This is a genomic window from Streptomyces sp. NPDC054863, from assembly GCF_053610825.1.
In genome coordinates, this window is record NZ_JBSGZD010000088.1 from 1 (window position 1) to 21,670 (window position 21,670).

The 21,670-nt window shown below is 71.0% G+C and carries 18 protein-coding genes; 12 read left to right on the forward strand and 6 right to left on the reverse strand.

Annotation, left to right across the window (positions count from 1 at the left end; all coding sequences use genetic code 11):
• Positions 1–41: 41 nt before the first annotated feature.
• Positions 42–3,770: a SpaA isopeptide-forming pilin-related protein gene (locus ACWGIG_RS17815; RefSeq protein ID WP_453322546.1), complete on the reverse strand. Its 3,729-nt coding sequence runs from the start codon at positions 3,768–3,770 to the stop codon at positions 42–44.
• Between the two features lie 329 nt (positions 3,771–4,099).
• On the opposite strand from ACWGIG_RS17815, the gene ACWGIG_RS17820 reads away from it, so the two are divergent.
• The 4 genes from ACWGIG_RS17820 (at position 4,100) to ACWGIG_RS17835 (ending at position 8,277) form a co-directional block, all read left to right on the forward strand.
• Complete coding sequence (locus tag ACWGIG_RS17820; RefSeq protein WP_453322547.1) at positions 4,100–4,684, forward strand: TetR/AcrR family transcriptional regulator; 585 nt, start codon at positions 4,100–4,102, stop codon at positions 4,682–4,684.
• A 178-nt stretch (positions 4,685–4,862) separates the two neighbouring features.
• Positions 4,863–6,209, forward strand: a complete 1,347-nt coding sequence (locus tag ACWGIG_RS17825; RefSeq protein ID WP_453322548.1) for an MFS transporter — start codon at positions 4,863–4,865, stop codon at positions 6,207–6,209.
• Between the two features lie 79 nt (positions 6,210–6,288).
• Complete coding sequence (locus tag ACWGIG_RS17830) at positions 6,289–7,047, forward strand: SDR family NAD(P)-dependent oxidoreductase (RefSeq protein ID WP_453322549.1); 759 nt, start codon at positions 6,289–6,291, stop codon at positions 7,045–7,047.
• A 396-nt stretch (positions 7,048–7,443) separates the two neighbouring features.
• Positions 7,444–8,277 carry a PIG-L family deacetylase gene (locus ACWGIG_RS17835; protein WP_453322550.1) on the forward strand — a complete coding sequence of 278 codons (834 nt, stop codon included), beginning with the start codon at positions 7,444–7,446 and terminating at the stop codon, positions 8,275–8,277.
• A gap of 296 nt (positions 8,278–8,573) precedes the next feature.
• On the opposite strand, the gene ACWGIG_RS17840 is transcribed toward ACWGIG_RS17835, so the two are convergent.
• Together ACWGIG_RS17840 and ACWGIG_RS17845 are read right to left on the reverse strand one after the other, a co-directional pair.
• A complete protein-coding gene (locus tag ACWGIG_RS17840) occupies positions 8,574–9,188 on the reverse strand; it encodes a DUF2975 domain-containing protein (protein WP_453322551.1) in 615 nt (204 codons plus the stop codon).
• A 593-nt stretch (positions 9,189–9,781) separates the two neighbouring features.
• Positions 9,782–10,354, reverse strand: coding sequence for a TetR/AcrR family transcriptional regulator (locus ACWGIG_RS17845; RefSeq protein ID WP_453322552.1), 573 nt, complete (start codon positions 10,352–10,354; stop codon positions 9,782–9,784).
• 97 nt (positions 10,355–10,451) lie between these two features.
• Here ACWGIG_RS17845 and ACWGIG_RS17850 point away from each other — a divergent pair, with 97 nt between their 5' ends.
• The 3 genes from ACWGIG_RS17850 to ACWGIG_RS17860 all read left to right on the forward strand — a co-directional run bounded on the left by ACWGIG_RS17850 (position 10,452) and on the right by ACWGIG_RS17860 (position 14,723).
• On the forward strand, positions 10,452–12,083 hold the full coding sequence (locus ACWGIG_RS17850; RefSeq protein ID WP_453322553.1) for a carboxylesterase/lipase family protein: 1,632 nt from the start codon (positions 10,452–10,454) through the stop codon (positions 12,081–12,083).
• A gap of 360 nt (positions 12,084–12,443) precedes the next feature.
• Positions 12,444–13,769, forward strand: coding sequence for an MFS transporter (locus ACWGIG_RS17855; RefSeq protein WP_453322554.1), 1,326 nt, complete (start codon positions 12,444–12,446; stop codon positions 13,767–13,769).
• 69 nt (positions 13,770–13,838) lie between these two features.
• Positions 13,839–14,723: a LysR family transcriptional regulator gene (locus ACWGIG_RS17860; protein ID WP_453322555.1), complete on the forward strand. Its 885-nt coding sequence runs from the start codon at positions 13,839–13,841 to the stop codon at positions 14,721–14,723.
• Positions 14,724–14,734: 11 nt separating this feature from the next.
• Here the strand turns inward: ACWGIG_RS17860 and ACWGIG_RS17865 are convergent, their stop codons facing one another.
• Entirely contained in the window at positions 14,735–15,211 is a 477-nt protein-coding gene (locus tag ACWGIG_RS17865; RefSeq protein ID WP_453322556.1) for a hypothetical protein, read from the reverse strand.
• Between the two features lie 92 nt (positions 15,212–15,303).
• Here ACWGIG_RS17865 and ACWGIG_RS17870 point away from each other — a divergent pair, with 92 nt between their 5' ends.
• From ACWGIG_RS17870 to ACWGIG_RS17890, 5 genes are all read left to right on the forward strand, one after another.
• A complete protein-coding gene (locus ACWGIG_RS17870) occupies positions 15,304–15,675 on the forward strand; it encodes a PadR family transcriptional regulator (protein WP_453322557.1) in 372 nt (123 codons plus the stop codon).
• Positions 15,672–16,367: a permease prefix domain 1-containing protein gene (locus ACWGIG_RS17875; protein ID WP_453322558.1), complete on the forward strand. Its 696-nt coding sequence runs from the start codon at positions 15,672–15,674 to the stop codon at positions 16,365–16,367. The genes ACWGIG_RS17870 and ACWGIG_RS17875 overlap by 4 nt, the downstream gene beginning before the upstream one ends.
• A gap of 53 nt (positions 16,368–16,420) precedes the next feature.
• Complete coding sequence (locus ACWGIG_RS17880; protein ID WP_453322559.1) at positions 16,421–16,900, forward strand: cytidine deaminase family protein; 480 nt, start codon at positions 16,421–16,423, stop codon at positions 16,898–16,900.
• Entirely contained in the window at positions 16,897–17,760 is an 864-nt protein-coding gene (locus ACWGIG_RS17885) for a sulfurtransferase (RefSeq protein ID WP_453322560.1), read from the forward strand. The genes ACWGIG_RS17880 and ACWGIG_RS17885 overlap by 4 nt, the downstream gene beginning before the upstream one ends.
• 138 nt (positions 17,761–17,898) lie before the next feature.
• Entirely contained in the window at positions 17,899–18,435 is a 537-nt protein-coding gene (locus ACWGIG_RS17890) for a hypothetical protein (RefSeq protein WP_453322561.1), read from the forward strand.
• A 47-nt stretch (positions 18,436–18,482) separates the two neighbouring features.
• Here ACWGIG_RS17890 and ACWGIG_RS17895 read toward each other — a convergent pair whose 3' ends face one another.
• The gene (locus ACWGIG_RS17895; RefSeq protein ID WP_453322562.1) at positions 18,483–20,015 is read right to left on the reverse strand and encodes an alpha/beta hydrolase; all 1,533 of its coding nucleotides are present in this window, start codon (positions 20,013–20,015) and stop codon (positions 18,483–18,485) included.
• 616 nt (positions 20,016–20,631) lie between these two features.
• A complete protein-coding gene (locus tag ACWGIG_RS17900; RefSeq protein ID WP_453322563.1) occupies positions 20,632–21,654 on the reverse strand; it encodes a PRC and DUF2382 domain-containing protein in 1,023 nt (340 codons plus the stop codon).
• Positions 21,655–21,670: the final 16 nt, after the last annotated feature.

Genomic DNA, 21,670 nt, shown 5'->3' on the forward strand with positions numbered 1-21,670 from the left:
CCGCTGTGTCGTGCCGGGGGAAAGCAGAAGGGAAGGAGCTACTACTTCTTCTTCTTCTCTTCCTCACCGGGCTTGTTGGTGAGCGTGACGGTCAGGACGTACTTGTCCTTGGTGACCTTGTAGGGGCCGAAGACCGTCCGGGCCGGCATGAGGTAGCCGTCCGGAACCGCGAGCTCCTGAAGGTAGTAACTGCCCGCGCCGAGCTTGTAGTTCTTGCCCGAGTAGGAGCAGAGACCCGCCGTGTCCGTGGCGCAGGCCGCACCGATCTTGCGGTCGGGACGGGCACCGGTGCGCTGGAGGCCCGGGGTGCCGTTGGACTCGCGCCACAGCTGGAAGACGGCGCCCTGGAGCGGCTTGCCGGTCTTGGCGTCCTTCTTCAGCAGCTTGATCTCCGGCGGAACTCCGTGCCACGGGTCCTCGTCCCTGACGGACTTGCCGGAGAACTCGCCCTCACCGTCGACGACGGACTTGTCGGCGTGGATCTGACGGGCCATCAGGCCGGTCAGACGGGCGGTGCACTTGTACGTGGCACCGACCGCGAAGCGGGACTTGGCCTTGGCGGGCGGGACGGGGAAGGTGTTCTCCCAGCGGACCCGGGTGCCCGTCGCGTCGAAGCTGGAGGTGCCGTCGGGCCAGTTGCACTTCAGGTCACGGACCTTGGCGGTGCCCTTGGTGACGACGTCGCCGACCTCGACCTTGATCAGCGGCTCGGTGCCGTTGTTGGTGATGTCGAGGATCAGGGTCTTGTCCCGGGTGTCCGGGAGGACGACCTTGTCCTTCTCGGTGTCGGCGTCGGAGTTGGTCTCCTTGTCCTTCTTCTCGATGTCGATGTCCGGCTTGTGGTTCACCGCCGTGACGCTGACACCGGTGGTGGCGTTGTCCCTGTTCACCACGAGCGGGCCGAAGACCGGCGGCTTGGGGGCCGCGTAGTCCTTGGGCGCCTTGGTCTCTTCCCAGTAGTACGTTCCCGGCTCCAGCGAACCCGCGGCTGCGACGCCGTCGGTGCCGGTGGTGACGGGCTGGTTGACCTTGGTGTCGGGGGTGTCACCGCTGCGCTGGAGGCCGTCGGTGTCGTTGGTCTCGCGCCACAGCTGGAAGACCGCGCCCGCGAGGGGCTTCTTCGTCTTGGCGTCGACCTTGACGACCTTGACGCCGCCCGCGATGGGCTCGCCGTGCCAGGGGTCCTCGTCCTCGACGTGCTTGCCGGAGATTTCGCCCTCGCCGTCGACGCGGGACATGTCGGCGTGCAGTTCCTCGACCTTGGTGCCGGTCAGCAGGGCGGTGCACTTGTAGGTGGCGCCGACCGCGAAGCGGGACTTGGGCTTGTCGGGCTTGGTGGCGAAGGTGTTCTCCCAGCGGACCTTCTTGCCCGTCGGGTCGAAGCTGGACGTGCCGTCGGGCCAGTCGCACTTCAGGTTGGTGACCTTGGCGCCGCCCTTGGTGACGACGTCACCGACCTCCACCTTGATCAACGGCTCCTTGCCGTTGTTGGTGATGTCCATGTACAGGGTCTTCTGGAGCGTGTCCGGAAGGACGACCTTCTCCGCCTCGGTGTCGGCGTCGGAGTCGGTCGCCTCGTCCTTCTTCTCGATGTCGATGTCCGGCTCGGGCAGGTTGTACCCGAAGTCGTACGTGTGGTTGTCCTGACCGGCCTTGCCCGTGGTGATGGTGTGCTCGGGGAACTTGCCCCCGGCCGGGACCTTGCCGTCACTGTCGATGAAGTCGTTGGTGCCGGCGTCGTTCTTCGTGACGGTCCAGTTGAAGAGCGGGCCGCCCTCCGCGTAGTCCGCCGGGTTGTTGATCTTGATCGTGTACTGCGTCTCGAACTTCAGGCCGTCCTTGAGACTGTCGAAGTAGTACTCACCACGGGTGGTGGTCTTCGTCGTCGCGACGAGCTTGCCGTCCTTGTCGTACAGGTTGACCGTCGCACCCGGGACCGGCCGCTCGCCCGGGTCCTGGATGCCGTCCTTGTCGACGTCGTACCAGACGCGGTTGCCGATCTGGATCGGCGCCTCGTCGCACAGCACCTCAAGGTCGGCCATGCCGCCGCCCTTGCCGAACACGTTGTTCTGCTGGTTGCCGTCGTTGGCCACCGTCCTGCCCGTGAACCGGTTGATCCGCATGGAACCGGCCGTGAAGGTGTTGCCGATCACGTCGATCCCCGAGGTGATGAGCTTCTCCTCGACCTTCGAGATCGCAATGCCCGCGAAGGCCGACTCCGGGTGCCAGCCGGTGCGCCAGTCACCGGTGTAGAACTCCTTGACGTCGGCGGTGGTGGAGTTGTTGGTGCAGCCGCCGTTGCCGTCCATCTCGAACTTGCCGCCCGCGCCCGGGCAGGCACGGTTGATGTCGCCACCGGACATGTTCTCCACGTTGAGAACGGCGCCGTTGGTCCTGCGGTGGATGATGTTCATGCCGGACTGGTCCGAGAACCGGTCACGGAAACCGAGGACCAGGTCCCCGTTGATCTCCGTCACGATGTCCGCCAGGAACGGCTGCGGGTAGGCCGTGCGCCCACCGTTACAGCTGCGGGTCCTGCCGTCGAGCGTCGCCTCCTGCGTGTCGCGCCACACGTCCGACCACGGGTACCAGCCACCGCCCGCACAGCTGCCGATGGTGTCGGCCCACTCCCGCTTGAAGTCCAGCTTCTCGTCCATCACGACACCGGTGAACTCACCGGCCTCGGGGTCGAAGGTCTGCACCACGGCCCGCATGTCGCCCTTGTCCTGGGTCGACTGGGCCGAGCAGACACCACCCACGTGGACGGTGTCGCCGTCGATGCCGATCGCGCCGGGACGCCAGTCCGCCTCGTCCGCACAGCCCGGGTCCGGGATGTCGTACGAGTCCTTCGGCGCCGCCGCGGTCTTCTGCGTCGCGTCGTAGCGGTAGAGCTTCTTGTCCTTCAGGTTGACGACGTACAGGTCCTTGCCGTCCTCGGAGACATCGACGTCGCCGAGCGACTCCGTGTTCACCGCGGGGTTGAAGGCGAGGTCCGCATCCGTGTTCATCACGTGGTCGGTGTCGCCGGCGTTGGGGACCGTGGTGAACTGCGTCGTGGTGTTGCCGTTCCGGTCGGTCAGGTAGATCGCGCCAGGACCGCCGGGACCGTAGGCGGAACCACGCCGGGCAAAGGCACCGGAGAAGATCCACTTCTTCTGCTTGGAGTAGCCGATGCCGTACAGCGCACCCGTGACCTGCCGGGTCGACAGGTCCGTGGTCTCGGCCTGGTTGCCCTGTGCGTTGTACGGGAACGAGATCAGCGTCCGGTCCGCCGGGTCCACCGGACCGGTCGTGTGGTCCTTGCGGAGGCACGCGGTGACCACGTCGGCGTTCTTCTGGCAGTAGTCCGCCGGCTTCCAGAACGCCGTGGTGACCTCGACCTTGTTGCCGCCGTTGACGTCGACGAACTCTTCCGTGCTGGAGAGGGCGTCCGTGTTCTGGCTCAGCCGCCCGTCACGGTTGGCGAACGCCGAGTACCAGGTGCCCGGCTTGGGGTTCATCACCTGAACCCGGTACTTCCCGCCGGTCAGCGTGCTGTTCGACGGGTCGAGGGTGACGTTGCCGTCCGCGCCGGTCCTGCCGGTGATGGTGTTCCCGGCATCGTCGGTCAGCCGCACCTCCACCCCGCTCATGCCGGGCTCCAGCACCCGGTCCCACAGGCCGTTGGCGTTGACCTCCCGCACCACGTGCACGGTGACCGTGCCGTCCTCCGGCGCCTTGACTGCCGCCTGGGCGAACGGAACCGCCGACAACATGAAGCTGGATGCCACCAGAGGCAGCGTCACACCGATGGCACCGGCACGACGGGCTCGTCTTCTGGGCCCGGGTCTCGGCTCTGGTGGATTCGATCGGGACAGCAAGTGCGCCTCCTGGAGGTGAGCGGAGTGATCCGTCGTCACATTCCGGCGGACCGCTCAGCTCTCTATCCCGAATCCACCGACGCCTTGCACCGGGAAACGCCCCCTCATCCCGACGGCCGCTCCCTACCACCTGAACGGCCCGCGCGACCGTACGAACCCACCCGATGCGCGGGGCCGGTCCGTGGGCGGGCGGCGAGCTTTATTGACCGATCGTTCTGTATTGGCTTATGGTCTCCGACGTGGCCAGGACCAAGGAATTCGATCCGGACGCCGCGCTGCAGTCGGCCCTTGAGCTGTTCTGGCGGCGCGGCTACGAGGCGACGTCGATGGCCGACCTCGTCGAGCACCTCGGCATCGGCCGCGCCAGCATCTACGCCACCTTCGGCAACAAGCACGAGCTGTACCTGAAGGCCGTGGACCGGTACTCCGAGGGGCGCGATCAGTTCCTCCTCGCCGAACTGTCCCGGCCGGGCCCCGCACTGCCCGCGGTGCGGGCGGTGGTACGCCGCTTCGCCTCGGAAGCCGCCTCCCCCGAGGGCCGGCTGAACGGCTGCCTCATCACCAACACCGCGGCCGAGCTGGCCCCGCACGACCCCACCGCGGCCCGTCGGGTCGAGATCAGCTGGGAGCACTTCGAGACCCTGCTGCACTCCGCGCTCGTACGGGCCCAGGCACAGGGCGAGCTTCCCGAGGGCCGCGACCCCCGGGCACTGGCCCGCCTGCTGCTCGTTCTGCTGCAGGGGGTACGGGTCGTCGGCAAGGCATCCGGCGACCCCGCCCGGGTGCGGGACGCGACCGAGCAGGCACTGAGCCTGCTGGACTGAATCCGGACCGCAGCACGCCCGCGGGAGCCGCGAGCACCCCCCTGCACGCTCAAGCCCCCCGCACACTCAAGCCCTCCGCACGCTGAAGTCCCCCCGCACTCCCAAGCGCCTCCTGCGCGCCCCAGCACCTCCCGTACGCCCGAATAATGGAACGATCGATCAAATATGAGGGAGGGTCATGACCGTCGAGGAAGCCACCCCCGTCGTCAATGTGCAGCACCGCCACGCCTTCGCCCTTCTCGGCGGCATCCAGATCACGCTGATCTTCACGCTCTCCGCGATCGCCGTGCCGCTGCCTCGCATCGGGCGCGAATTCGGCCTGCAGCGGCCCGACTTGATTCTGCTCAGTGCCGCATACGGACTGACCTTCGCCGGGCTGCTGCTCTTCGGCGGCCGCCTCGCCGACCGGTACGGCGGGCGGCGCACCCTCGCCGCGGGCCTCGTCCTCTTCGCCGCCGCCTCCGCCGTCGCCCCGTTCGCGCCCGGCGTCGAGGCGCTGATCGCGGCCCGCTTCGCGCAGGGCGCCGGCGCGGCCCTCGTCGCGCCCGCCGCCATGGCGGTGCTGCGCGTCGCCTTCCCCTCCCCCGCCGCGTACCGCAGGGCGATGGCCACCTGGGGCGGGCTCTCCGTACTCGGCGCCACCGCCGGCACTCTGCTCTCCGGCGTCGTCCTGTCGCTGCTCTCGTGGCGTTGGACCTTCGCCGTACCGCTCGTCGTCGCGGTCGCGGCCCTCGCCCTCATGTCCCGGTTGCTGCCGCCCACCGCTGAGAACCGGGGCAGGGCTCTCGACCTGCGGGGTGCTCTGCTCGCCACCGCCGGGATCACCCTCGCCAGTTACGGGCTCGTCGTCACCGACACCCGGCCCTGGTCGTCGGCCGGGGTTCTCGTGCCGCTGCTCGGCGGGACCGCGCTGTGTGCCGCGTTCCTGTACGCCGAGCGGCGCGCCCGCGACCCGCTGCTGCCGACGCGCTTCCTGCTCGACCGGCGGCGCGCCCTCGCCCTCGCAGCCATCGCGCTGAGCGCCTGTGGGACCTCGATGACCTTCGTGGTCCTCTCGCTCCACCTCCAGCAGACGCGCGGCTGGTCACCGCTGCAGACCTCGGCCGCCTTCGTGCCCTTCGCCCTCGCGCTGATCGCCTCGGGGCGGGCGGCGGGACCACTGATCATTCGGTACGGGGCCCGAGCCGTCACGACCGCGGGGCTCGGCACCTGCGCGGCCGGGCTCGCTCTCCTCGCCTCCACCGGACTCCATGCGCACACCCCGTACGCATACGGACTCCTGCCGGGCCTCGTGCTGTTGGCGGCCGGTGCCGCGGCCTCCTTCGGAGGAGCCGCCGTGCTCGCTGCCGACGGCGTGCCGCAGCAGCAGACCGGGCTCGCGGGCAGCGTGCTGAACAGCGCGATGGAACTCGGCCCGACCGTCCTTTTCGCCGTCCTGCTCACGCTCGGCGGCGACGCCCGGTCCCTCGGCGCGACGGGGACCGCCCTTGCCCTCGTCGCCCTCCTGAACCACCGCACCAAGTGACCCGAACAGTCCACGTGGCCCAAGCAGTCCAAGTGGCCCAAGCAGCCCAAGTAGCTTCTTACTCAAAGGAATTGATGACATGAGCCACTTCACCGGCAAGACCGTGCTCGTCACCGGCGCGGGCTCCGGCCTCGGCCGCGCGATCGCGATCGCCTTCGCCGCCGAAGGCGCATCCGTGGTCGCCGCGGGTCGCACCGCGGCCTCCCTGGACGAGACGGTCGGCCTCATCGAGGCGGCCGGCGGCGCGGCTGCCGCCGTCACCGCCGACGTCACCGACTCCGGTCAGGTCCACGACCTCGTACGCGCGAGTGTCAGCCGCTTCGGCGGACTCGACATCGCGGTCAACAACGCCGGGATACTCCGCGGTACCGGCCCTGTCGGAGACGTGAGCGAGGAGGACTGGGACGCGGTGCTGCGGACCAATGTCACCGGCGTCTGGCTGGCCATGAAGCACGAGATCGCGCACATGAAGGAGAACGGCGGCGGGGTCATCGTCAACATCTCCTCCAACCTGGGCGCGCACATGCGCATCCCGAACGTCGCCGCGTACATCACCTCGAAGGCGGCCGTCTCCGCACTGACCCGCGCCGCCGCCCTCGACCACGTCCACCAGGGCATCCGCATCAACGCCGTCAGCCCGGGCGCATCCGCCGCCCCCATGTCGCTGCGGCCCGGCGAGACCGACGCCGACCGTGCCGAGCGGGTGAAGTCGGAGAACCCGCTCGGCCGGCTCGCGGAGGCCGAAGAGGTGGCAGCCGCCGTGCTCTACCTCGCCTCGCCCATGGCCGGCGCGACGGTCGGCACCGACCTGGTCGTCGACAGCGGGTCATCGGCCTGACGGTTCGCCGCCTGGCTCGGCGGTACTCCACGGTCCGGGGACACCGCTGGAGTCCAGGGACACCGCTGGGCCGGGCCGGGCGCACGCCGCATGCTGCGATCGCGCCCCGCCCGGGGCCCTTCAGTACGGCTCACCACACGGCTCCAGTGCGTAACTCGTGGACGTACAGGCCGATTTGACCCACCGCCGTCGCGAGCCTCCTGCGGCTCGGCGCGAAGGCCATGACGGTCGGTCCCTCCCCGCGGTGGAGAACGGTGCCGGAGCGATCTCCCGGCTCGGCCACCCTCACTCCGGGAACAGCCGGGCCGGTCGGCGCGGTTGCATCGAAGGAGGACCGGCGCCGCGCACCCGGACCAAGACGTACCCCAAGACATATCTCTGCAGGAGGACTGCTTCATGACTGACCGGCCCTTGACGCTCATGGCAGTACACGCCCACCCCGACGACGAGGCCACCGGAACCGGCGGGGTCCTCGCGCGGTACGCGGCGGAGGGCATCCGCACGGTTCTCGTGACGTGTACCGACGGAGGTTGCGGTGACGGCCCGGGAGGTGCCAAGCCTGGCGATCCCGAGCACGATCCGGCGGCCGTCGCCCTGATGCGCCGTCAAGAACTCCGGGAGAGCTGTGACGTTCTGAAGATCAGCGACCTGGAGATGCTGGACTACGCCGACTCCGGAATGATGGGCTGGCCGAGCAACGACGCCCCAGGATCCTTCTGGCAGACCCCCGTGGAGGAGGGCGCCGCCCGGCTCGCGGAACTCATGCGGCACTACCGCCCCGATGTGGTCGTCACCTACGACGAGAACGGCTTCTACGGCCACCCCGACCACATCCAGGCCCACCGCATCACGATGGCGGCGCTGGAGATGACCGAGCTGACACCGAAGGTGTACTGGACGACGATGCCCCGCTCGATGATGCAGCGGTTCGGGGAGACCATGCGCGAGTTCCAGGAGGACATGCCGGAGCCGGATCCTGCCGAGACCGCCGCGCTGGCCGAGATCGGCCTTCCCGACGACGAGATCACCACGTGGGTGGACACCACCGCGTTCAGCGGCCAGAAGTTCGATGCGCTGGCCGCGCACGCCAGTCAGGGCGAGAACATCTTCTTCCTCAGGATGGGCAAGGAGAGGTTCGGCGAGTTGATGGGCATGGAGACCTTCGTACGGGTCAAGGACGCCACCGGCGCGGCCGAACGCGAGAACGACCTCTTCGCCGGACTGCGTTGACCCGCCAGGTCACTTGGGTCTGTCGGTAGGTCTGTCGGTGGGTCCTTCGGTGATGTCGATCCGGCGGAAGGCCGCTTCGGGGGTGTCCGACGGGGTGGTGTGGAACGCGATCGCCGTGTCGGGAGCGTGTCGTCGGCTCAGGCTGAGCACTTGTTCGAAGGGTTCGAGCTGATTCCCAGGGGCGGGCGGCCGGGGCGGTGCTGATGACCGCCGTCACCCCAGTCACCGCCGTCACCCCCGTCGCCCCGTCGCCGCCGATCCGGTGCGGTCTCCTCCTGTGTACTCAGACTGTGTACTCAGACCAGGCCTTCCGTGTCGGCGCGCAGTCGGGTGCCGCTGTGGAATGCCTGGGCCACGGCTCCGACGAGCAGCGCCAGGAGCACCGGCAGGACCGCGAAGTCCTCGGCGGGCCGGATCGACGACGCCAGCGGTGTACCTCGGGCCAGGAGGTTCGTGGTCATCATGCCGAGGAGCGGGACCAGGGTGCCCATCAGTACGAGGGCGCCTGCGATCGCGGTGAGACGGCGCGTGTTCTGCGGCACGAAGAAGTCGCCTGCCCGGAAGGTGCGGGCCATCCGCAGGAGGATCACGAAGACGACCATCAGCAGCAGGCCGCCCACGAGTCCCGGGAGAACCAGGAGCAGGCGGTCCCCGGGGCCGGCGTCCGTGAGGACCATCTCGGCCTGGCCGGTGCCGCGCAAGGCCACAGCTCCGGATGCCGGGGCTTCTGGCAGCCGTGCGGCGTTGTCGACGTCGACGCGGACCGTGCGTGAGTCCGTCGACGACCACGGGCCGGCGACCCCGAGCAGCGGGAGCAGGACGTGGAAGAGCCCCACCAGCAACAGGGCCAGCCCGAGGGCCAGTTCCAGGACGTGGTCGCTCGCCCGCGCCCACCGGGACGTTTCGTTCATGTTCCTCCACCTTCCCGATGCATATCGTTTTTCGATGCTATCGAAAAACGATATGCATCGTCAAAGGGCGCGGAGGGGGGAGGGAGAGGGGGTGCTTGCGGGACCTCGCCGGGCCGGTGGCCGGTGCGAGTGACGGGGCTACGGAGCAAGCGCGGGCCGCGTCGACGAGGCAGACGGCGGGGCCGGTGAGACAGCGCGGGACGTGTCGGGGATGCGAGCAGCGGGGCCAGTGGGGCCACGCGGGCCTCATCGGCAAGGCAAGCGGCGGGGCCGGTAAGGCAGCGCGGGCCGCGTCGGCAGCGCGAGCGGTGGGGCAGTGCAGGCCGCATCGACGGCACAAACGGCGGGGCAGCGCAGGCCGCATCGGCAGCGCCAGCAGTGGGGCAGCGCAGGCCGCATCGACGGCACAAACGGCGGGGCAGTGCGGGCCGCGTCGGCAACGCAAGCACCGGGGCCAGTGAGGCAGTGCGGGCCGCGTCGGGGACGCGAGCGGTGGGGCAGCGCGGGCCGCGTCGGGGACGCGAGCGGTGGGGCAGCGCAGGCCGCATCGACGGCACAGGCGGCGGGTCAGGCGTGGGTGCAGGAGTGGGGCGTCAGCGTGTCAGGGCGGCCAGGGATCTGAGGCCTGCGAGGACTTCGGTGGCGGTGGGGGCGGTGGAGGGGTCGCTCAGGCACTGCATCATGACGCCCGACATGAGCGCCATCTGCACGGTGCCGAGTGTGCGGACGGACGCGTCCGGCACCTTCTCCTCGTCGAGGCCGGTCAGGATGGCCGCCATGCCCCGGCGGCCCTGGGCGGTGCCTTCGGCCAGGGAGGCGCGCAGGTCCGGTTGGCGCTGGGCCTGCATGAACAGTTCCACCGAGGCCAGCCAGAGGTCGGGGTGCGCACCGAAGTCCTCGATCAGGCTTTCCCAGATGCGCTCGAAGTGTGCCCGGGTGGAGCCGTCCGCGTCGGGGGTCAGCACCCGGCCCATCGCGTCGCCCCACTCGTCGAGGATCTCGAACAGGGCCTGGTTCAGCAGCGCTTCCCTGGAGCCGTAGTGGTAGCCGATGGCTGCCGTGCTCACACCTGCGGCCGTGGCGATGTCGCGCACGGCCGTGCGGTCGTAGCCCTTTTCGCGCAGGCATGCCTTGGCGCCGACGAGGAGGGCTTCGCGGTTTCCCATGGATCGGAGCCTACCGCCCGTATGGCACGAACGCCTCATGCGATTGAGTTAGACAGACGTATTGCACGATCGTGCAAGTCTGCGTAGCGTTCGGGCCATGAGACACACCAGGAGCGTTTCCAAGGGGTTCAAGGGGTTCAAGGGGTTCAAGGGGTTCAAGGGGTTCAGGGGGTTCGGCGTCGCTGTGCTGGCGCTGGCCACATTGGGTGTGGGGGGCGGTGGGTCGGCCGGGGCGGCTCAGGCGGCAGGCAGTACCGGGGACGGCGGTGCGGTGGTCGGCACCACCGGCGGTGCGGTGCGCGGCACCGTCGGCAGTGGCGGACTGCGCAGCTTCCAGGGCATCCCGTACGCCGCCCCTCCGGTGGGCGACCTGCGCTGGGCCTCGCCACGGCCCGCCGCGCGCTGGGCCGGGGTGCGCGACGCGAGCGCGCCGGGATCGCCGTGCGCACAGCCGAAGGGGCTGCCCATCGGGGTCCCCGGCACGGCCGAGGACTGCCTGTATGTGAACGTCACCGGTCCCGCGCGGCAGAGCGGCAAGCGGCCGGTGATCGTGTGGATCCACGGCGGCAGCCTGATGTTCGGCAGCGGCGACCTCTACGGTCCCGAGCGGCTGGCCGCCGAGGGCGCCGTCGTCGTGACGGTCAACTACCGGCTCGGCGTCATGGGCTTCCTGTCCCACCCCTCGCTCAAGACCTCAGGCGGCCTCGGCCTGGAGGACCAGCAGGCCGCGCTGCGCTGGGTCCGCGCCAACGCGGGTGCCTTCGGGGGCGATCCCCGCAACGTGACGATCATGGGCGAGTCCGGCGGCGGCTACAGCGTCTGCGGCCACCTCGCCTCACCGAAGTCGGCCGGACTGTTCGACCGTGCCGTCCTGCAGAGCGCACCCTGCGCCACGGGCGGCTCCCGCACCCGTGAGCAGGCCGAGGCCGAGGCCGGGGACACCGTCGAGAACCTGCGGGAGGCCGGGGTGTGCAAGGGCCACAAGGACCGCAAGGACCTGGCATCCTGCCTGCGTCGTACGGACGCGGCCACTCTCATGAAGGCGTACGGGACCTGGAACGAGCCCCGGCCGATCGCCGGTACGGACCTGATGCCGCTGGCTCCCGCCGAAGCCCTGCGCACCGGGAAGTTCCACCGCGTCCCGGTCCTCGTCGGGGTCAACCACGACGAGGAGCGCGGCATGATTCTCGGCGAGGAGCTGACGGGCGGCCCCATGCCTCCCGCCTCGTACGAGCGGGAGATCCGCAAGCAGTTCGGTGCCCGCGCCGACGCGGTGCTCGCGCGCTATCCGTTGAGCCGTTTCGGGTCGGCCGGTGAGGCCCTGGCGACCGTACGGACGGACCACACCTGGGCGGTCCCGACGCTGGACACCGCGCGGCTGCTGTCGCGGTGGACGCCGACCCGGATGTTCGAGTTCAGCGAGCGCGAGACTCCCTGGTGGGCGGGGTCTCCGGCGCCCAGCTTCGAGCCCCGCGCCCAGCACATGGCGGATCTGGCCTACCTCTTCGACTTCAAGCTGCCCCTGTTCGAAAAGCTGACGGAGAAGCAGCAGCGCCTCGGCGGGCGGATGACGGACGCCTGGGCCGGCTTCGCCGAGTCCGGGAAGACGGACTGGCCCGACTTCCGCAGCGGCGGCTACGTGCAGTCGCTGACCTCGGGGCCCTGGAAGCGCACGGAGTTCACCGAGGACCACCACTACGCGTTCTGGAAGGGCCTCGGCTCCCGGTGAATTCCCCTTCGGCCGTGTGACTGGCGTCTCAGGAATCCCGCTCGCTGCAATGACCTGCGGGCATACGGAGATTGCATGGGAGATGCAGGTGATCGGCTTGTGGGGAGGGAGAACGGTGGATGTAATTCCTTCGTTTGCAAGTCGCGTGCGATCAGGCGCATTTCAATTGCAGGGTGAGGGAATGTACGAGAGTTGTTTGACGGAAAGGCTTGCCGAGCTCGGGCGCGGGCGCGGGGGCCGGTACCGATCGTTCGTACGTACTGGGCACGGGCACGGGCACGGGCAGGGGCAGAGGCAGAGGCAGAGGCGGCGGCAGGAGCAGCGGCAGCGGCCGGCGGCAACGGGCTCGGAGCGCCTCCGATGAGCGCCGCACAGGCGGGAGCCACCCGCGCGGACCCCGTCCCGGCAGGCACCGCGCCGGAGGGGAGCGACGGACGGCGCAAGTTCATTCCGCTCCTCGCGCTGGGCACCTTCGCGCTCGGCGTCGACGCCTACGTGATGGCCGGTCTACTGCCGCACGTCTCGGCCGATCTGCGCGTCTCGGCGTCGTCCGCCGGGCAGATGGTCACCGTCTTCACGCTCTGCTACGCGCTGGGCGGACCGGTCTTCGCCACCCTCCTGGCCAAGCGGTCCGCGAAGGTGGTGCTCGGGGTCGCGCTGCTGGTCTTCACGATCGGCAACGCACTGACCGCCCTCGCCCCCTCGCTCGCGGTCCTCCTGCTCTCCCGCGCGGTGGCCGGCATCGGTGCGGGCGTGTACTTCCCCATCGCCGCCGCCACCGCAGCGGGCCTCGCCACCCCGGAACGGCGCGGTCGCGCGCTCGCCACCGTCATGGGCGGAATGAGCATCGGCACCGTCATCGGCGTTCCGGTCGGTCTGCTCCTCGCCGAGCACATCGGGTGGCGCGGCACGCTGTGGCTGATCACCGGGCTGGGGCTGGTCGCGCTGGCCGGCATCGTACGGCTGCCGAAGACCGACGTGAGCCCGCCGCCCCCGCTGGGTCAGCGGGTGCGCGCCCTCGCCGGCGGGCGGGTCGCCGGCATCGTCACCGTCTCGCTGCTCGGCGGCATCGCCAGCCTCGGTCTGTACACCTACCTCGCCGAGTTCCTCGCCGACGCCGCCCACACCGATCAGACGGTCTGGGCCATGTGGGCCTGGGGTGCGGGAGGCATCGTCGGCAGTCTCGTCATCGGACCCGTGGTCGACCGGACCCGTCGGCCCTTCGCCGCGGTCACCTGCGTCCTGGCCCTCATCGTGGCCGGCCAGTTCGCGCTGCCCGCCGCCGCTCACGTCTCCGCGATCGTGGCGGTCGTCCCGCTCGTGGTCTGGGGCGCGGCCGGCTGGGCCGTACAGGTGCCCCAGCAGCACCAGTTGATCGCGGCCCAGCCGCGGCAGGCGACGATCGCCGTCTCGCTCAACAGTTCCGCCGTCTATCTCGGCAGCGGCATCGGGTCCGCACTCGGCGGCCTCGCACTGGGCCTCGGCGCCGCCCCGGGAACGCTGCCGTACTACACGGGAGCGCTCACGGTGCTCGCGCTCGTCCTGCACCTGACCGTGGTGCGGGGTGCCGTCCGACGCGGGGAGAACGCTGCCGAGGCCGTCCGGCCCGACGCCGTCCGACGCGGGGAGAACGCTCCCGAGGCCGTCCGGCCCGACGCCGTCCGACCCGACAGCGGAACGCCCTGAAAGCCGAACGCCCTGAAAGCGGAACGCCCTGACCTGGGGAAACAGATGCTGCTGGCTAGCATTGCCGCCATGGATATCGGGCTGCGTCACCTGAGATGCTTTCTCACCCTGGCCGAGGAACAGCACTTCACCTGGGCCGCCGACCGCCTCGGCATCTCCCAGCCGACGCTCAGCCGGCAGATCCAGCGCCTGGAGGAAACGCTGGGGCGGACGCTGGTGGACCGCAGCACCCGTCACCCCCGCCTCACCGCGGAGGGCAGCCGTCTGCAGGCCGACCTCCAGATCCTGCTGCCCCAGCTGGAAACAGCGCTCCGGCCGGCCGAGTCGCAGCTCACGCTGCGGCTCGGCTACGCCTGGGGCTTCCCCCTCCAGCGGGGCCGCCGGGCGCAGGCCACGCTGGAGGAGCGTGACCTCGTCCTCGTGCGGACCCTGCGCCGGGACGACCGCACCGCCGGGCTGGGCGAGGGCTCCGTCGACGCGGCCCTGCTCTGGGGGACCGTCCGCGATCCGCGGCTGGTCACCACCGAGATCCTGCGGGAGCCGTACCTCGCGGCGATCTCCCGCAGATCCACCCTGGCCGTGCGCGAGCGTGTCACCTGGCGCGACATCGGGCGCCGCTGTCTCGTCGTCAACACCGTCAGCGGCACGCTCACCCCGCAGGACTGGCCGGCCGACGCCGCCCCCGAAATCGGCGCGGAGACCACCAACATCGAGGAGTACCTGCACGCCGTCGCCGGGCGGCGCGGTGTCGGTGTGCTCCCGGTGTCGGTGGCCGCGCAGCATCCGGACCCGGACGTCCGCTACCTGCCGCTGACGGGCGCCCCGCCCGCCGTCCTCACGTACGCCCATCCCCGCACCGACCCGCACCCCTACGCGGCGGCCTTCGGCCGGGCCCTGCGGTCCGACGTCGTGCAGGGCCGGAACCCGGAGCCGAGGGTCGCGGCAGGGCGGTAGAGGCACACCCGTCAGGCCCCCGTGGTGGAACCCGGGCGGACGACCATCAGGACGACGACGACGGCCCAGAGCAGGTTGAAGACGCCGGTGGTCATGGCGAGCTTCGTGGCGGCGGCACGGCGGGTCGTCACCTCCGTGTCCCCGTTCGCACCCGTCCCCTCGTCCGGCGCTTCGAGCAGTTCCTCCTGGCCCGGGAGCACCAGGGCCAGCAGCACCCCCGCCGCCACCCCCGTCAGCACGATCGACACCATCAGCCACGCGTCGCCCAGCACCCCCATCACCGCACCGGTCGCGATGCCGAGGACCGGTACCGCGATGCCCACGGCCGCATAGGACCGGCAGATCTTGTGCAGGAACGCAGCCGTGCGGAGGTCGTGGTCAGGGGCAAGGGGCTTGGCGTAGCGCGGGAACATCGACGCCGCGACCGTGATCGGGCCGATCGCCACGATCGCGACCAGGACGTGGAGGGAGAGGAGCAGTTTGGTCATGACCGGAGCCCGGCCCTTCGAGAGTTGGTGGGCAATAGGTTGGCTGGCAATAGGTAAGCACAGATGCGAGGGCTTGTGTAGGCTGCCTACGCATGAGGCAGGATGCGGTACGCGGACATCTGGACGGCCTGCTGCTGGCGGTCGTCGAACCCGGCCCGCTGCACGGGTACGCGATCATCACGGCCGTGCAGGAGCGCAGCAGCGGCGCGCTCGAACTGCGGACCGGGACCATCTATCCGGCACTGAACCGGCTGGAACGGCTCGGGCTGTTGCGCAGCAAGTGGGAGGGTGACGGCCAACGCAAGCGCCGTTGTTACGAGTTGACCGAGGCCGGGCAGCGGTTCCTCGCCGACGAGCGCACGGCCTGGCAGGACTTCACGACGGCGATCGGGTCGGTACTCAACCCCGCCGTCTCTCCGGCCCAGCAGCACGGACAGCTCGGGCAGCCGGGGGTGGCCACATGAGCGTCCCGGCCGGCCGGCCCAAGGACTCCGTCGTACTCCTCGACCCCGTCGACCCCGTCGAGGAGTACGTTGCCGGGCTCGACGCCGCGCTCCGTGGTCCCGTACGCGCCAAGGCCCGCCTGGTCGCGGAGATGCGGGACGGGCTCGGGGACACCGTGGCGGCGCTCGTCCGTGACGGGGTTCCGTACGCACGCGCCGTGGACAGGGCGGTGGAGGAGTTCGGGGAGGTCGGCGAGCTCGCCGAGAGCTGTCAGCGGGAGCTGACCGTCGCCCAGGCCCGGCACACCGCCCGGGTCGTGGCCCTCACCGCGCCCTTCCTGATCGCCTGTTGGTACCTGGTGAGCAGCGCCGGGCATGCGCAGGACGGGGTTCTGCCGCGCGCCGCGCAATTCGCCGCTGTTCAGCTCGCCTCGGTCGCGGGGGGTGCGGTGCTGCTCGCCGGGGTGGCACTGGCGGCCACCGGCGCGTTCGCACGGTGGCTGCCCGACCTTCGTCGGCTGCCTGCTGCCGTCGCCTGGACGGGGACCACCGCGAGCGTGGCGATGGCCGTGGCCACGCTGGCGCTCGCCGCCGCGTCGGTGTTCGCCGAGGAGTGGCTGCTGACTGCCGTGGCCTGCGCCCTCGCCGCGGCGTCGCACGCGGTGGTCGCGGGCTCGGCCAGGGCCTGCCGGGCATGCGCCCTGCGGCAGTAGCCCGCGCGGAAAACCGCAGGCCGTAGGCCTGGACGCTCCGTAGCATGCCGCACATGGAAACTTCGATGCGCGAACTGACCGCCGATGAAAAGGAACTCGTCGCGTACGCGCGCGAGATCGTCGACACCAACGGGGACGGCGACGCCGGTATCCACACCATGGGCGCGGCCGTGCGCGGCGCCGACGGGCGGATGCACGGCGGCATCAACGTCTTCCACTTCACCGGCGGTCCCTGCGCGGAGCTGGTCGCGCTGGGGAACGCGCGGGCCTCGGGGGCCAAGGAACTGGTGACGATCGTTGCCGTGGGCGACGGCGGGCGCGGGCCGGTGGGCCCGTGCGGACGGGACCGGCAGGTGCTGCTGGACTTCCATCCCGGGATCCGGGTGATCCTGCCGACGGTGGACGGGATGCGGAGCGTACGGATCGAGGAGTTGATGCCGTACGCGACCCGGTGGACGCCGGAGGACGGCGCGGGCATCGTCCTGGAAAAGAACGAGGGCCAGGCAGCGGGCCAGGGCGAGGGCGAGCGATGAGTGACGTGACCGGGAGCGCATGGCCCGGGGCGCTGGTCGGGGCCCGGTGGCTGGCAGCGCACAGCGGAACAGCGGGGCCGGTGGTGCTGGACGCGTCCGTGGGGGCGCATCGGCGCAAGGGGCCCTGGATTCCGGGGGCCCGGATCTTCGACATCGACGGCGAGATGTCGGACCACGGGGCCGGCCTGCCGCCGCACACCATGCCGGAGATCGATCAATTCGCCGCGCGTGTACGCGCGTTGGGCATCGGGAGCGACGACCGGGTCGTCGTGTACGACGCGGTCGGGATCTACTCCAGTGCGCGCGCCTGGTGGATGCTGCGCGCCCTGGGCTTCGACCGGGTCGCCGTACTGGACGGCGGGCTGCCGGGGTGGCTGGCGGCGGGCCTGCCGGTCGTCGAGGACGAGCCTGTCGGCCGTGTCCCGCATACGGAAGGTGAGTTCGAGGTACGGGAGAGGGCCGGGGCGTTCGTCGGGCGGGACGAGGTGCGGGCGGCCCTGGAGGGCGGGCGGAGCGTGGTGCTCGACGCGCGCAGCCGCGGGCGTTTCGCCGGTACGGAGCCGGAGCCCCGGGCCGGGCTGCGTGGAGGGCACATGCCGGGGGCGGTGAACCTGCCGTTCGGCGAGTTGCAGGACGGGCAGGGGCGGATGCGGCCGGCGGCGGAGCTGCGGGAGGTGCTCCGTGAACTGGCGGGTGAGGAACGGCCGTTGGTGGTGAGTTGCGGGTCCGGGGTGACCGCGTGCGTCCTGGCACTGGGGGCCGAGCTGGCCGGGCGTACGGACGTTTCCGTGTACGACGGGTCGTGGAGCGAATGGGGCCTGGAGGGGGCGGGGACGCGGGTGGTGACCGGGGAGGCGTGAGGGAAGCACGGGGTTGCCGCCCCGGGTGCTTCCGGTGCGTCAAGTTCGCATCAAGTACTCGCCAGGAATTGATGGCATTCGTCAGTGATGCGTCAACTCCCGTGGATCCGGCCGATCCGCCCGCATAGCCTCCCCCGCATGGAAGCCGAGGGAGGAACGGCGTGCGGCCCGGGGGACGGCCATGCGTACGACACCGAGTGGGCCGATGGCGTACGGCATGCCGTGCGGTGTGCCGTGACGCTGCTGGTGATGCTGTTGGTGATCGACGTGGGTGCGGAGTCGGCGAGTTGGCCGCGGGTGGGGCTGTGGGCCGGGCTGGCCGGGCTGCTGTGGGTGATCCTCGTGCCGGTACGGGTCAGTGCCGGGGCCGGGTGGCTCGCCACGCGCGGGGTGCTCGGCACGCACGTCGTACGTACGGACCGGCTGGTGTCGGTGCGGTGGGCGAACGGGGTCGCGCAGCGGATGGTGCTGCGCGACGCCGACGGGGGGAGGGTCGAGCTCGACCCCCAGGTGCTGGTCGCCAACCCGGCGCTGTGGCAGCGGCTCGACACCGACGCACGCGCGTGCCTCGCGCACGGCACGCTGCTGTGCGGAACGACGGCGCTGCGGCAGCTCGGGGACCGGATCGACCGGGAGACGGCGCGGACGGTCTTCCGGGTCTCGGGGCTGGAGTAGCCGGGGCACTCCTTACCCCTACCACCCCAACCCCCTTCTCCACGACCCTACTTGGTGCAGTACGCGTCCTTCGCGGGCCGCGTTCCCGTGGTCAGGAACCTGCTCACCAGGTCGTCGCCGCACGCGTTGCCGTTCTTCAGGTAGGCCCCGTGGCCGCCCGGGTCCTCGACCGTGACCATACGGGCCCGGTCGCCGAGCGCCTCGCGCATCTTGAGGGCACCGAAGTACGGGGTGGCGGGGTCGCGGCGGTTCTGGACCATCAGGACGTTCGAGGGGCCTTCGGACGTGATCCGGGTGGGCTTCTCGGCCGGGGCCTGCCAGAACGAGCAGGGCGTGATGTTGGCGGGCAGGCCTGCCGTGAGGGGGAAGCGGGCCCGGTCCGCGGCGACGCTCTTGCGGTACGCGGCGACCGTGCCGGGGCCGGTCGGCCAGCGCACGTCGTTGCAGATGACGGCCATCGTGATGGCCGCGTCCTCGTCCGGCAGCGGTCCTGACACGTCGGGCGTCAGCACCGGCCTGTCCTCGGGGTCCGCCTTGAGGGCCTGCTGGATCATCGTGGCGAGCGGCCTGAACTCATTGCCGTACAGGGCGTTGTGGAGGGACTGGCGCAGCCGGTTGCCGGTGAGGGGGACGCCGGCCGTGGTCGACTCCATCGGGGAGCGGTCCAGACGTGCGGCCAGCTTCAGGACCAAGCTCCTTACCTGTTCCGGGTGTTGGGCGAGCCGCAGCTTGTCCTGCGCCGGGTCGGCGGCCCACTTCGCGAAGTCGGGGAAGCGGTCCTCGACAGCCCGGCCCGTATTCACCATCCAGCCCTGCCCGACCCGGTTCGGGTCGGGGTCGGCGATGCTGTCCAGCACCCAGCGGTCCGTACGGTGCGGGAACTTCTGGGCGTACACCGCGGCGACGTACGCCCCGTACGAGACGCTCCAGGTGGAGATCTTCCGCTCGCCGAGCGCGCTCCGGAGCAGGTCCATGTCCCGGGCCTGGTTGGCGGAGGTGAAGCTGCGGATGACGGCGCCGCCGTTGCGGGCGCAGAGGTCGGCGGTGCGGCGGGAACGGTCGACGTTCTCGTCGATCCGGCCGTCCGGGCCCGGCCAGGACCGCAGGGCCACCACATGGCGGTCGGCGGCCGGGAGTTGGCAGTTCGCTCTGGTGCTGCCGCCGACCCCGCGCGGGTCGAAGGCGACGAGGTCGTACGCACCCTCCATGCGGGGCAGCAGCGCCTTGGCCTTCGACGCGAGCAGCTGAACCCCGGAGCCTCCCGGGCCGCCCGGCATGGCCATGAGCACCCCCCGGCGCCTGTCGGGGCGGTCGCTGCGGATGCGGGAGACCGCGAGGGAGAGCCGGGGGCCGGTGGGGTCCCGGTAGTCGAGGGGGACGGGGAGGGTGGCGCACTCCTGGCCTGCGGGGCCGCCGGGCTGGACACAGGGGGTCCAGGCGAGGGAGGGAACGGTGGGGCCGCCCGGGGCCGGAGCTGCGGGATTCGCGACGGCCGCGCTGCCGCCGGCCATCGAGAGGGACGTCGCGACGGCGGCCGTCGACAGGGCGAGGAGGACGCTCTTGGTGCGGTAACTGGGCATGCACCGAAGCTAGTTGGGCGCTCACCGATGCCCCATCGGGCAGGCTGGCGGGTGTGGGGTGGGGGTAGCCACAGGGCGGACGGGGGCGGGTGCGGGTACGACCCGGCCGCAAAACACACCTGCGGAAAGCGGACGCACCCGCGGCGGGACCGGGGCCTCCCCGCACCCGGGCGCGGTGCACACGTGCGGGAAGGGACACGCCCGCGGCGCGCTCGGGGCCTCCCCAGACCCGGACGGTATTCACACGTGCGAGGAGTGGACGCACCCGCGGCGGGGCCGAACCCTCCCCGCACCCGGGCGCGGTGCACACGTGCGGGAAGGGGACGCACCCGCGGCGGGGCCGGGGCCTCTCCGCACGGAGGTGGGGTTCGCGTGTGCGGGGAGTGGTCGCGCCTGCGGCGGGGCCGGGCGGCCCCTTCCCTCGACCTTCTCTGAGGTGTCGGCCGCGGGGTGGGGGGCTGCCACCGGTGGCACGCGAACGCCGGCCGGGCTGAGGGGCAGTCCGGCCGGCGGGGAACGCAGGGCCCGGGGGCAGGTGGGGTCGGGCGGCCCCGGGGACGGGTCGCGTCGGGCGGTCCCCGGGGACGGGCCGATTGACCCTAGGCGCCTGCCGGGTTCACCGCTTGCCGCGGTTCTTTTCCGCGTTCCAGGTTTCGCGGGCACCTGCGTGCTTGGCGGTCAGGCCCTCGTCGTAGTCGATCTCTTCCTTGCGGACCTGGCCCGAGACCTCCTGCTGTTCGGTCACCTTGTAGACCTCCAGGCGGACCCGTTCCACCGGGACGGTCTCCTTGCGCATCACCGCGCGCTCCTCGTGGAGGACGACCTCGACCCGGCCCTCGCCGATGTTGCCGGCGGTGCGGCCCGCGCGGCGTTCCTCGTCGGTGATCGGTACGCGGGTGACCCGCACCTCCTCGTGGCTGACCTCGACCGCCTTCGTGACCTCCTCCGTCACCACGCGCTTGCGCAGCTCGGCGCGACCGCTCTCGTGTTCCTCGGTCGCGAAGCTCAGCCGCTCCTCGGAGAGGAGGATCTCTTCGGTCTGGCCCTTGCTGCCGGTCGTGCCCGGCGCCGTGCGGCCCGTCATGTCGCTGTCCGCGCCACGCGTCGGCGCACCCGCGCCCGCCAGGGGGCGGGTGGTGGATTCCACCCGGCCCGAAGCCGCGGTGGTGCTCTTCGCGCGGTTCGCGGCGGCCGTGCCGCCCGCCATGCCACCGGCGGCAGCCGTCGTACCGGCGACTCCGGCTGCGTGGCGCCCTGTTGACGTGGTGGCCGAGTCCGTCTCGCGGCCCGCGAAGCCGTTGCCGCGCGCCGTGTCGCCCGGGCCCCTCAGACCGTAGTGCTGGTAGAGGGTGCCCTCCTCCGTACGGTCCAGATGGCCGTCGACGTCGATGCGCGGCGCGTCCTTGATGAGGTCCTTGCTGTGCGGGACCCGCAGCCCGCCGTCGGTGCGGGTGGCACCCGCCAGCGGGACGAACGTCTCCTTGGTGCCGAACAGCCCGGTCCTCACCGTGACCCACTCCGGTTCCCCGGTGGTGTCGTCTCGGTAGACCTTCTGCACGGCCCCGACCTTGTTGCCCTCGGCGTCGACCACGTTCGCGCCGGACAGGTCCTCAGGGGTGTAGCCGTTGGGAGCGGTCATGGGCTTCTCGTCTCCT